This is a genomic window from Sphingobacterium chuzhouense, assembly GCF_014692525.1.
GTDB classification, from domain to species: domain Bacteria; phylum Bacteroidota; class Bacteroidia; order Sphingobacteriales; family Sphingobacteriaceae; genus Sphingobacterium; species Sphingobacterium chuzhouense.
In genome coordinates, this window is the sequence record NZ_JACNYL010000006.1 from 223,879 (window position 1) to 235,312 (window position 11,434).

The 11,434-nt window shown below is 39.8% G+C and carries 12 protein-coding genes and 1 rRNA gene; 9 read left to right on the plus strand and 4 right to left on the minus strand.

Features of this window, described 5'->3' with window-relative positions:
• Nucleotides 1–34: 34 nt before the first annotated feature.
• The 5 genes from H8B21_RS19930 (at nucleotide 35) to H8B21_RS19950 (ending at nucleotide 5,716) form a co-directional block, all read left to right on the plus strand.
• Nucleotides 35–1,435 (plus strand): OmpA family protein, encoded by a 1,401-nt coding sequence (locus H8B21_RS19930; protein ID WP_190315611.1) that lies wholly within the window; start codon nucleotides 35–37, stop codon nucleotides 1,433–1,435.
• 215 nt (nucleotides 1,436–1,650) lie between these two features.
• The gene (locus H8B21_RS19935; protein ID WP_190315612.1) at nucleotides 1,651–3,060 is read left to right on the plus strand and encodes a tetratricopeptide repeat protein; all 1,410 of its coding nucleotides are present in this window, start codon (nucleotides 1,651–1,653) and stop codon (nucleotides 3,058–3,060) included.
• Entirely contained in the window at nucleotides 3,057–3,806 is a 750-nt protein-coding gene (locus tag H8B21_RS19940; protein ID WP_190315613.1) for a shikimate dehydrogenase family protein, read from the plus strand. The genes H8B21_RS19935 and H8B21_RS19940 overlap by 4 nt, the downstream gene beginning before the upstream one ends.
• Nucleotides 3,807–3,830: 24 nt before the next feature.
• Nucleotides 3,831–4,472 carry an MBL fold metallo-hydrolase gene (locus H8B21_RS19945; protein ID WP_190315614.1) on the plus strand — a complete coding sequence of 214 codons (642 nt, stop codon included), beginning with the start codon at nucleotides 3,831–3,833 and terminating at the stop codon, nucleotides 4,470–4,472.
• 5 nt (nucleotides 4,473–4,477) lie between these two features.
• Nucleotides 4,478–5,716 (plus strand): FtsX-like permease family protein, encoded by a 1,239-nt coding sequence (locus H8B21_RS19950; protein WP_190315615.1) that lies wholly within the window; start codon nucleotides 4,478–4,480, stop codon nucleotides 5,714–5,716.
• On the opposite strand, the gene H8B21_RS19955 is transcribed toward H8B21_RS19950, so the two are convergent.
• Together H8B21_RS19955 and H8B21_RS19960 are read right to left on the minus strand one after the other, a co-directional pair.
• Nucleotides 5,717–6,364 (minus strand): peptidase associated/transthyretin-like domain-containing protein, encoded by a 648-nt coding sequence (locus tag H8B21_RS19955; RefSeq protein ID WP_190315616.1) that lies wholly within the window; start codon nucleotides 6,362–6,364, stop codon nucleotides 5,717–5,719.
• Nucleotides 6,365–6,422: 58 nt separating this feature from the next.
• Complete coding sequence (locus H8B21_RS19960) at nucleotides 6,423–6,692, minus strand: NifU family protein (RefSeq protein WP_130142817.1); 270 nt, start codon at nucleotides 6,690–6,692, stop codon at nucleotides 6,423–6,425.
• Between the two features lie 227 nt (nucleotides 6,693–6,919).
• Here H8B21_RS19960 and H8B21_RS19965 point away from each other — a divergent pair, with 227 nt between their 5' ends.
• Genes H8B21_RS19965 through coaBC form a run of 3 tightly spaced genes read left to right on the plus strand, consistent with a single transcriptional unit; the run spans nucleotide 6,920 to nucleotide 9,428 of the window.
• Nucleotides 6,920–7,843, plus strand: coding sequence for an outer membrane protein assembly factor BamD (locus H8B21_RS19965; RefSeq protein WP_190315617.1), 924 nt, complete (start codon nucleotides 6,920–6,922; stop codon nucleotides 7,841–7,843).
• 32 nt (nucleotides 7,844–7,875) lie between these two features.
• On the plus strand, nucleotides 7,876–8,205 hold the full coding sequence (locus tag H8B21_RS19970; RefSeq protein WP_190315618.1) for a DNA-directed RNA polymerase subunit omega: 330 nt from the start codon (nucleotides 7,876–7,878) through the stop codon (nucleotides 8,203–8,205).
• 11 nt (nucleotides 8,206–8,216) lie between these two features.
• Nucleotides 8,217–9,428, plus strand: coding sequence for a bifunctional phosphopantothenoylcysteine decarboxylase/phosphopantothenate--cysteine ligase CoaBC (gene coaBC / locus H8B21_RS19975; protein ID WP_190315619.1), 1,212 nt, complete (start codon nucleotides 8,217–8,219; stop codon nucleotides 9,426–9,428).
• Here coaBC and H8B21_RS19980 read toward each other — a convergent pair.
• Nucleotides 9,415–10,782, minus strand: a complete 1,368-nt coding sequence (locus H8B21_RS19980) for a methyltransferase RsmF C-terminal domain-like protein (protein ID WP_190315620.1) — start codon at nucleotides 10,780–10,782, stop codon at nucleotides 9,415–9,417. The two genes, coaBC and H8B21_RS19980, sit on opposite strands and share 14 nt — an antisense overlap.
• A 95-nt stretch (nucleotides 10,783–10,877) precedes the next feature.
• Here H8B21_RS19980 and H8B21_RS19985 point away from each other — a divergent pair, with 95 nt between their 5' ends.
• Nucleotides 10,878–11,258 carry an SRPBCC domain-containing protein gene (locus tag H8B21_RS19985; RefSeq protein WP_190315621.1) on the plus strand — a complete coding sequence of 127 codons (381 nt, stop codon included), beginning with the start codon at nucleotides 10,878–10,880 and terminating at the stop codon, nucleotides 11,256–11,258.
• Between the two features lie 56 nt (nucleotides 11,259–11,314).
• Here H8B21_RS19985 and rrf read toward each other — a convergent pair.
• Nucleotides 11,315–11,426, minus strand: a 5S ribosomal RNA gene (gene rrf / locus H8B21_RS19990).
• Nucleotides 11,427–11,434: the final 8 nt, after the last annotated feature.

Here is an 11,434-nt window from a genome sequence, read left to right on the forward strand (position 1 = left end):
ATTTAAAATTTTTAATAACCTTAAAAACAAGAGTATGAACTATTCTACAATTAAAAAAACAGCTGTTGCAGCGTCTTTAGTAGCCGCATTAGGTTTTGCTGAGCACGCACAAGCGCAAACTCCAACTGTATTTGGTGGAAGATCACAATACAGAACTTGGTCTATCGGTCTGCAAGGTGGTATCACTACACCTAACGTATTGGTTGGTGGATCAAACGCTTTCGGTCAGAAAGTGGGTTACTTCCAAAACAAAGTAGGTGAGTACTACGGTTTAACTATCCGTAAACAATTCTCGCACACATTCGGTTTGGAATTGGAAGGTAACCGTGGTAAGATCAAAACGTACAACCACAATTTATCTGGTACTGGTGGTAATGGTGCAATTGAAAACGGTGCTATTGGTGCTCGTTCTGCAGAAGTTGATGTAAACTGGGCTGCAAGTTTGAACGGGGTATTCCAATTAGGTACCATCGATTTCTTGAGAAGAGAAAATGCAGTTAACTTCTACGCTAAAGTAGGTTTAGGTGTTATGGCGAGTAACCCTGTGCAATATGCAAACAATGACTTTACAGGTACTGAAGTTTACAATAGAAAAGGTGAATGGGGTGAAGAAATCTTCGGAGATCGTGAAGCTACAGGAGACAGAGATTACAAATTGGGCGGTTATGTTCCAGTTGGTCTAGGTGTTAAATTCAAATTGTCTGAAGTTGTTGCCTTGAACTTAGGTTACACGATGAACTTCACAGACGACAACTTGTTGTACGGTCCTGCTAGAACTGACTACAAAGGTAGATTCTCCAATGTTTACGGTGGTCTAGAGTTTACTTTAGGTTCACGTGACAAAGAAAGCTTAACGTTTACAAACCCTGTTTCTACATTGTACGATGAGTTGAAAGATCCTTCATTGCGTAACGAAGTTGAAGCATTGAAACAACGTGTATCTACATTAGAAGGAACTGTTGATCAATTAAGCAAAGATTCTGATGGTGACGGTGTATCTGATAAATTCGATAAATGTCCTAACACACCTGCTGGTACTCCAGTTGATGGTTCAGGATGTCCTATCAAATTCCCAGAGCCAGTAGCACAAAATAACGCTACACAAGGTGGATACTATTCTCCTATTCAATTCGAGTTTGATAGCTCTGTATTGAAAACTGAATCTTATTCAACTTTAGATAAATTGGCTAAAGAATTGCGTGATAACAATTCTTCAGTAAACTTAGATGGTTACGCTTCTGCTGAAGGTAGCGAAGCTTACAACTTGAATTTATCTAACGACCGTGCGAACGCAGTTAAACAATACCTAGTTAACGCTGGTGTATCTGCTTCAAGCGTGACAGCAACTGGTTATGGTGAAGACAACCCTGTAGCATCTAATGCAACAGAAGAAGGTCGTATCCAAAACCGTCGTGTTGAGATCAAAGTAAGATAAGCAGCTTTTAACAGCGCATTATCATAATAAAAGCCGACCCCTTACACGGGGTCGGCTTTTCTATTTATTATCAATAATTTACGCTATCTTTGCAGTGCTATATGTGAAAATGTGGAAAACAAAATCATTAGTTCTCACATTTTCTTCATAAATTTCTTCTGTGGTGAGGAGTTATTGGATGTGAGAGAACACTATAGAAAAACGAAAGGAGTGATATGGAAGAAGATTTCGAATTTGGCTCACCGGAAGAACAAAGGCTGTCTGTAGACCGATACGAGGAGATGCTTCGCAATCAGGATCAATATTTCTTTGATGCCAAGGCCTTTGAAAGTATCATTGAATACTACACAGACAAAAATGATCCCATCAAGGCACTCCAGGTCGCAGAATACGCGAAAAGCCAACATCCTTACGAATCGAGCTTCCTATTAAAGAAAGCGCAGCTTTTCTTGCGGACGAGTCAATTAGACGAGGCATTGGAAGAGTTGGACAAAGCGACGATATTAGAGCCTAACAGTGGAGAAGCTTTTCTCTTAAAGGGAAATATCGCACTATTGCAAGGTGATGTGGAAGAGGGAGAACAGCTATTCCTGTATGCCATTGAATTAGGAGAGGATTCTGCGGAAGCCTATTTCCAAATAGCTGAGCTATATCAAATCAAGGGCGAATACGAAAAGGCGATAGCTTATCTTAAGAGATCGCTCGAAGCAAACATGGAAAATGACGATGCGCTCCATGCCCTGGCATTTTGTTATGAAATCGTAGACAGGCCGGAAGAAAGCGTAGCATTCTATAAATCGTATATCGATTCTGACCCGTACTCCTATGCTGCGTGGTTTAATTTGGGATTGGTATATGAACGAATGGACAACTTCGAGGATGCGATAGACGCTTATGATTACGCTATCCTAATCAATGAGTCTTTTGTTCCTGCTTACTTTAATAAGGGTAATGTGCTCGTCAACCTGCAAAAATATACCGAAGCCATCGGCGTTTATAAGCAGACTTTTGAATACGAACGCCCCACTGCCGATGTATATTGTGCTATAGGCGAATGTTATGAAAAACTAGAGCAGATGGATGAGGCCCGGGAAAATTATAAGAAGGCCGTTAAACTAGATCCGCTTTTGGCAGACGCCTGGTTTGGAATCGGAGTGACCTTAGATTTTGATGACCGATACTTCGAGTCGCTCCATTTTTACAAAAAAGCATTGGAGTTAGAAGATAGCAATCCGGATTACTGGTTTGCGATCGCAGATGCCCGGTATAAATTAAAGCAATTTGAAGAATCAGAATTTGCTTACAATAAAGTGGTACAGCTTAATCCCACGGATGTAGAGGCTTGGCTAGACTTTTCCTCCATCTACTTCGAGCAGGGCAAATACGCGGAAGCTATTGACGTTATAGGGGATGCTATCAAGCAGAACCCCGAAGCATCGGAGCTCTATTATAGACTAGTTGCTTATCTATTCGCTCAGGGGAAATACAACGAAGCGCTGAACTTTCTGGAATTGGGATTAGCTACGAATCCGGATAAATTTCACATCTTATTCGATTATTTGCCACAATTACAGGGTAACAAGATTATTGTCGACATCATCAACAAGTATAAAAGTAACTTATGAAGAAACTTGGACTAATCGGTTACCCTATTTCGCATTCCTTTTCAAAAAAGTTTTATTTGGAAAAGTTTGAACGCGAAAATATAACAGACATTCACTATGATCTGTATCCTATTGAGGATATTTCCAATTTCCCGTTGTTATATGAGCGAGACCCAGCTTTCTATGGTTTCAATGTCACGATTCCGCACAAACGTAATGTAATGCGGTTTTTGAATGAGTTTTCACCGGAAGCAGCAGAGATCAACGCGGTTAATTGTGTACAGGTACGTTGGCAGGGTGGAAAACCCTATCTAAAGGGTTTTAATACGGATGCATTCGGATTTGAACAATCATTACAACCGCTTTTAAAGCCTCAGCATACGAGTGCTCTAATCTTTGGAAATGGGGGGGCAGCACAGTCTGTATTTTATGTTTTGCGCAAACTTGGTATCGACTTTAAGATCGTCAGTCGAAGTAGAAATAACGGAGATCTCACATATCATGATCTTACCGAAGATATTATCGCATCGCATAAGTTACTCATTAACTGCTCTCCTGTTGGGACTTTTCCAAATGTACAAGATGCGCCCGATATTCCATACGACGGAATCGGTTCTGCGCATCTTTTATATGATTTGATATATAACCCGGAAGAAACAGCCTTCTTGAAAAAAGGAAAAGAGCGTGGCGCAGCTATCAAAAATGGTCACGAGATGCTTATTTTTCAAGCCGAGAAGAACTGGGAAATCTGGAATCAGGAAGGTTAGGGATTTATTTCTATTTTTGATGGTATGTTAAACGTACATTCTTTTGTATTCAACGCTTTTCAAGAAAACACTTACATCGTATTTGACGAGAACGGTTTATGTGCAATCTTCGACCCTGGCATGTCCAACTATGAAGAGGAAGCTACTTTTGCCTTCTTTATCGCGGAAAACAACTTGAAACCTATTGCACTGTACAATACACATTGTCATATAGATCATGTATTGGGAAACCATTTTATATTTGAGAAATATGGATTGATTCCACAGTTCCACGAAGGAGAAGTACCGGTTCTCGTTGCTGTTCAAAATATGGCTCCTATGTATGGCTTTCGATATGAAACCTCCCCCATTGCGGAGACTTTCTTAGAGGAAAGTCAGTCAATAGAAATTGGAGAACACGCGCTCCAAATCTTACTTGTTCCAGGCCATTCACCAGCTCATCTGTGTTTCTATTCTGCTCCGGACGGTTTTGTGATAGGAGGAGACGTACTTTTTCGTAATAGTATAGGCCGAACCGATTTACCTGGTGGCAACCATCAACAGTTGCTCGACAATATTCAACAGAAAATGTACACATTACCTGATGAAACAGTGGTCTACCCTGGACACGGCTCTTCCACAACAATAGGATTTGAGAAAGAAACCAACCCATTTGTAAGGGGATAAAAAACATGAAGCTATCTCTCTTTTTTGCAAAACGGTACTTATTCTCCAAGAAATCGGTAAACGCGATCAATATTATATCGGCAATCAGTGTCATCGGTGTGTTGGTGAGCAGTGCCGCGTTGGTTATCGTTCTATCTTTTTATAATGGCATGGAAAATCTCATCCTGTCTCTATATAGTACGTTTGCTCCCGAACTTCGTATAGAACCAGCACAAGGTAAAGTATTCGACGCTAGTCAGCAAGTTTTTGAAGATTTACGCAAAAACAATGATATACAGAGTTATTCAGAAATATTGGAAGACAAGGTACTTGTTCAGTACGATAATCAGCAATTTGTAGCTCAAATTAAAGGCGTTGAACCGCAAAGCCTGTTAGCTGTTGATCATCAAGGCATGCTATATGCAGGCAGCTTGGAGATTTCCGATAACACTCCCACAGCACTAATCGGTGCGCAAATACAGGCTAACCTACGTATTCCGATTGACGGTTTTAATAATGACATACAGCTTTTCTCTCCTCGAAAAGGTGCATCAGGAACAAGTATCAACCCGATGGATGACATCAATATTCGTCGGCTTTCTCCCGTTGGTGTGCTCCATTATGAACCGGGATTCAATGATCTTATTATTACCCCCATTGGATTTGCAAAGGAACTACTCAACGAACATGAACATGTTTCAGCTATAGAGATCTATACAAAAGATTCTAGCCGTGTAACAGGCCTACAAAAAGAAATACAGCGAAACCTAGGTGACAGCTTCATCGTAAAAAACAGGGAGCAGCAGAACCCTTTATTATATAAAACGGTTCGCTCTGAAAAATGGATAGTCTTTTTTATCTTGACGGTAATTGGCATCATTGCCATATTTAATATTATTGGCTCATTGACGATGTTAGTCATCGATAAGAAACAAGACATGACCATATTGGCAAGTCTTGGAGCAGATAAAACACTTATCCAACGGATCTTTTTTTTAGAGGGGATAATGATTGCTTTTATTGGTGGATTGATAGGTATTGGATTAGGATTTATCTTCTGTTTACTACAGGAAAAATTTGGCATTATTCGTACAGGTGAAGGAGTAAACCCCATCATGGATATCTATCCGGTTGATATACGTATATTGGATTTTATACTGGTATTTGTTACGGTAATGTTAGTTGCTCTTTTGGTTTCTTACATCTCTTCGTTACTGAGCGTACGAGAACTGAAAAGGGATACAAACATGCGCTCCATAGACTAACTAATATTCCAAGCGCTTTCTACTATAGTCTCCCTTGACAATTGAATTTATGAACGAACCCCACGCGAACGGACTAAATAAGGGATTGGCAAAACGTTGATTAATAGCTTTATTAGACATATTGATATGGCGCTGCATAGAGTTAAATGTCTGAATTTCTTCTGCACTTCTTGGTACCACTTGCGATAGTGCCGCAAGCGCATCGGGCGATAGGCTATTACGAATTCTGGATATATTGTCATCACTGACATCTAACGCCATAAATGCCATGTTGAATTCTTCTATACTAGCCCACGGGAAAGGCATAACCGCCGGCAATTCGATAACCAAGCTTTTCATATTTATCTTCGCCGTAAACTTATCAGAAGCCGTTTCAGGAATGACGAATTCGACGGGTTCAAAACCGACAGATGTAAACCTAATCGTGTCGCCCACATGAGCCACAAAGGAGAAAAACCCTTCGTTATTTGCGGCGTGTACTTGGTTGTTATAACTAACATTCGTAACGGTAACAAAAGGCACAGGAAGTTCCCCTCCCACAGAACTTATCAGCCCGCTGAATTGTACGATTTTCCTTTCTTGAGCTGATATGGTCCCCCACGAGAGAAAAAGAATCAAGGTGAATATATAATAAGATCTTCCCGCCATGTTTCAAATTTATACAATCTTCATCCAAGAAGGTTGTTAATTTTTGTTAACCCCCTCTTTACATCGGACTGATGGCATTCGGATCATTCATATCCGTCAAATTGATCGCTTCTACGCTAGTGATTTCGGGAACTGCTTTTTTTATGGCTTGTTCCAATCCTGCTTTAAATGTCATAATACTCATGGAACAATTTGCACAGGTTCCCAACAGCTTCAATTTAACGACATTGTCTGGAGTGATTTCTTCTACAACGACGTTTCCTCCATCGGTTTCCAAATAAGGACGGATGGTATCCAATGCCTGCTCTACGCGCTCTTGTAATGTCATTTCTGTTTTAAACCCTTTATTAAGATGTAAATATAGACATTTTATTAAAATTATCCTTATCATGGTCTAATAAAGCATTAGAATTCAACATTTCGTTGACAGAGAAGGAAACTGCGGTTAAAGAATGTTAAACCACTTTGTTTAAGTAGGTTTCACTATAAAATTGGGTTATATTGCGCTGCTAAAATTTAATTGAATCTTATTTGAATTTGACGTATCTTTGTAAAATGTTTTTAAATAGACGTATTGTTTCATTATGGGCAGGATTGCTGCTAATTGTACTGGTAAGCGGTTGTAAGAGCAAGTTTGAAAAACTTCGCGCGAGCAATAATATTGCCATGAAATACCAGGAAGCGGTCAAGTTATATGAAAAGAAAAAATACAGTAAAGCTGTCATTCTTTTTGAAGACTTAATGACTAAGTACCGTGGGCAGGCCGAAGCGGAAGATCTTTACTATTATACGGCTTATACAAACTACCGTTTAAGAGACTATACCTCGGCCAGGTATCATTTCAAGAATTTTGCGACCACTTATCCGAACAGTCCCCGGGCAGAGGAATGTCGTTTTATGGCTGCATATTGTTTTTATGTAGATTCACCTCGCTCGTCCCTTGATCAAGAGAATACCCGGAAAGCTATAGACGAGCTTCAATTGTTTATAAATCTATATCCGGATGGAGAGCGTGCTGAAGAGGCTGGGCAGTTGATACAAAACTTGCGTGATAAGCTGGAGCAAAAAGCTTTTGCTAATGCAAAATTGTATTATGATATGGGTCAACCTGATGATTATAGAGCCGCTGTCATCGCCTTCGAGAGTATGCTTAGGCAATACCCGGATACACGATATGCAGAGGAAATCGAGTTTTTGATTTTAAAATCACAATATCTGTTTGCCCAAAACAGTATGCCATATAGACAAGAGGCGAGGTTTAATGAAGCAATCGATTATTATCAATCATTTGTTGAAAGCTACCCGCAAAGTAAATACAAAAAGGAGGCTGATGATCTACGTTCCAGTGCCGAAAGGCAAATCGCGTATGTTGTGAGACGCATGGATGAGATAAATAAAATGCGTGAAGAGCACGAACGAGAACTAGGCATCACCAAAGAAGCAGCGGCTATAGAAGAAAGTACCTCTGCGATACAATAATTAAATTCGAAATTTATAATACATTTTTAACGATGAGTCAACATAAAAATACTTCTATTCCTTCATCAACGGTAACACGTGATTTGAGACAATTAGACAAAGGCACGCATAACATTTATGAATCTATCGTTGTCATTGCGAAACGTGCCAATCAAATTGCAGTGGATGTGAAAGAAGAATTGAATGGTAAATTGGCAGAATTTGCGACAACCAATGACAACTTAGAGGAAGTCTTTGAAAACCGTGAGCAAATAGAGATATCCAAGCATTACGAACGTATGCCTAAACCCTCTCTTGTAGCAATAGACGAGTTTTTGAATGACAAAGTCTACTTTAGAAATCCAGCGAAAGAACAAGAATAGTCTTTTAGGGGATGTCGTTAAGAGGCAAAAATATAGTAATTGGTGTATGCGGCGGCATTGCCGCATACAAAATTGCATATCTTGTTCGCCTTTTGGTTAAAGAAAATGCCAACGTACAGGTTTTAATGACACCCGATGCCAAGGAATTTATTACACCACTGACCTTGGCTACCCTATCTAAGCATCCTGTTTTGTCTGATTATATTGATCGACATACAGAGACTTGGAATAATCATGTAGAGCTAGGTCTTCATGCAGATTTACTAGTTATCGCCCCCGCCACCGCCAATACACTGAGTAAAATGGCTTATGGAGCGTGCGACAACCTGTTGTTAGCGACTTATCTTTCTGCGAAATGTCCTGTTATGTTTGCTCCCGCAATGGATTTGGATATGTGGTTGCACCCGAGTACACGGGAAAACGTCAAACGTCTCCTCGGTTTCGGAAATATCTTGATTGCTCCCGGAAATGGAGAACTTGCAAGTGGCTTGACAGGTGAAGGAAGACTCGCCGAACCGGAAGAAATCCTAAAACGGATTCAACTTTTCTTTCATGCTTCATTACCGCTGAACGGCAAGAAAGCATTAGTATCTGCTGGACCAACTCATGAAGCGATTGATCCCGTTCGTTTTATAGGAAATCATTCCAGCGGAAAAATGGGATATGCGATTGCATCCGCTTTGCAATCGCTCGGTGCATCTGTAACATTGGTTAGCGGCCCTACACAGCTCCCTACTCCGCCAAATGTTGATCGATACGATGTCACTTCAGCACAAGAAATGCTAACGGCTTGTTCCACCTATTTTGAAACTTCGGACATTATCGTTATGAGTGCTGCTGTAGCCGACTACACACCTATTGAGATTGCATCCCAAAAAATCAAGAAAAAAGACACACATCTTGAAATAGCACTGAAAAAAACAACAGATATTCTAGCGACATTGGGTGCTAAGAAAACGGCAAAACAGACCTTGATAGGTTTTGCTTTGGAAACGGAAAATGAACTTCCATACGCGCAAGACAAATTAAAACGCAAGAACCTGGATTATATTGTATTAAATTCTATGCAGGACAAAGGAGCTGGTTTTGCTGGAGATACAAACAAGGTTACCATTATCGATAGAAAAGGTGAAATCCAACAGTTCGAACTAAAGAGCAAAAAAGAGGTAGCAGAAGATATTGCCACCCTTATAGTCGCTCACCAAGCCACTATAAATTCATAATTCTGACCTCTTTGGGATAATAATTATTTATTCGATTGGCCAATATCTTAATCCACCCTAGATTTGTTTCTTTATATCGCACCAAACACCAACCGGATTTTACGGCTGTGAAATGTTCTTTATCTAAGCTTTCTTTTCGTAAAAATTGAAGCGCCACATCTAATGTTACGTCTTGTGCAGACAAATCTTGTTTTATATGTACACTACATGCTAAATCGTGTGACGGCAACAGTTCTCTACCTGTCCATTTCCCTATGTTGGTTCCTGCCTGTTTGATATATAAAACGTGTTGAAGCCATTTAATATCGTCTTCATAGTTTTTGGGAAAAATATGGATATGATCTCCGTGCATAAATTGTACGTGATTCTGGCTTTCTTCTATCCAGTTCGAAACCACTTTTGGAGGTACAGCATTCTTTTCAAACTTATTTTTCTTACGATTAAACGTAAGCTGGCGTTCCTTTTTTTGTAATACGGCAACAAAAAAACCTTCTCCTTTCAGCTTATGAGGATAAAAACGGTATCCTATGGCTTTATGTTTCGCGGATTGCGTCTCTTCAATACCCCAGTCGGAATCAAGGGTAATAGAAATCGTTTCAAATGCATATTCTGTCGATAACCAATCTAAAATATCTTCATTTTCTTCCCTAGAGTAAGAACATGTGGAATAGATTAAATACCCATCTGTAACTAGTGCATCCAATGATTCGGCAAGAATCCTCTTTTGTCTGTCGCTACATAATTTGACGTTGGCTAAAGACCATTCATCAACGGTATCCTGATCTTTACGAAACATTCCAGAACCCGAGCATGGCGCGTCAACTAATAATAAATCAAAGTATCCGGGTAAGCGACTGAATGCAGAAGGATCATTGTTTGTTACAACGACATTGGATGTTCCCCAACGCACGATATTATCCGCCAGAATATTAGCTCGTGACTTAATAACTTCATTGGATACCAATAAACTTTCACTTCCCAAATAACTTACCAATAGGGTTGATTTACCTCCAGGCGCCGCACATAAATCCAAGACTCTAATCGAACTATTTTTCAAACCGATCTCCTCTAAAATATGGGCGATAAACATCGAAGAGGCTTCCTGCACATAATAGCATCCGGCATGATATAAAGGATCTAATGTAAAAACAGGGCGTTCAGCCAGATAGTAACCTCTGTCACACCATGGCACGGGGCTCACATCTTCAAATGGAACAGTGTCTTGTTTTAGTGAATTCAGGCGAATAGAGGTAATCTTATCACCTTGTTCATGTACTTTATTGAAAGCTTCGGAGTCAAACCCTTCTTGCTCATTCAATCGCTTAACAAGTTCATTAGGCAAAAAATTACTCATCGCTTTATCGTTTAATTCTATTTCTCTGTAAATTTACCACAATATGCAAGGAATCACAAAATAGATAAGAATAGAAAATAACTAAATTAATGTACATGAATAATTTTAAAAAATATTATATAGTATCCGCACCCCCGGAAGATATTTATAAAGCGTTAACAACGGAAATTACCATTCGGCTCTGGACGGGAGATGAAGTGGAAATAGATCCACAAGAAGGTGGAGAGTTCTCTATGTGGGATGGAGCTATTACAGGAAAATTTATACAACTTGATCCTTATAAGAAAATTGTCCAACAATGGTATTTTGGGGAACAAGAAGAACCTTCCATTGTTACCATTAAACTTCATGAAGATAAAAGAGGTACTTCATTTGAACTATATCATGCCAATATCCCTGATGAAGCCTATGACGATATTGTAGAAGGTTGGAACGATACTTACATGGCATCTCTTATAGAGTTTTATGAAGAGTGAAAAGCAGCAAGCAATCAAAAAAGCCCCTGCAGTTTCCTGCAGGGGCTCCGTATAAAATTTGGCACCGACCTACTCTCCCACCTTTTACGGCAGTACCATCGGCTCTGGCGGGCTTGACTGCTCTGTTCGGAATGGGAAGAGGTAGACACCGCCGATATAGGCACCTGAATATCTTG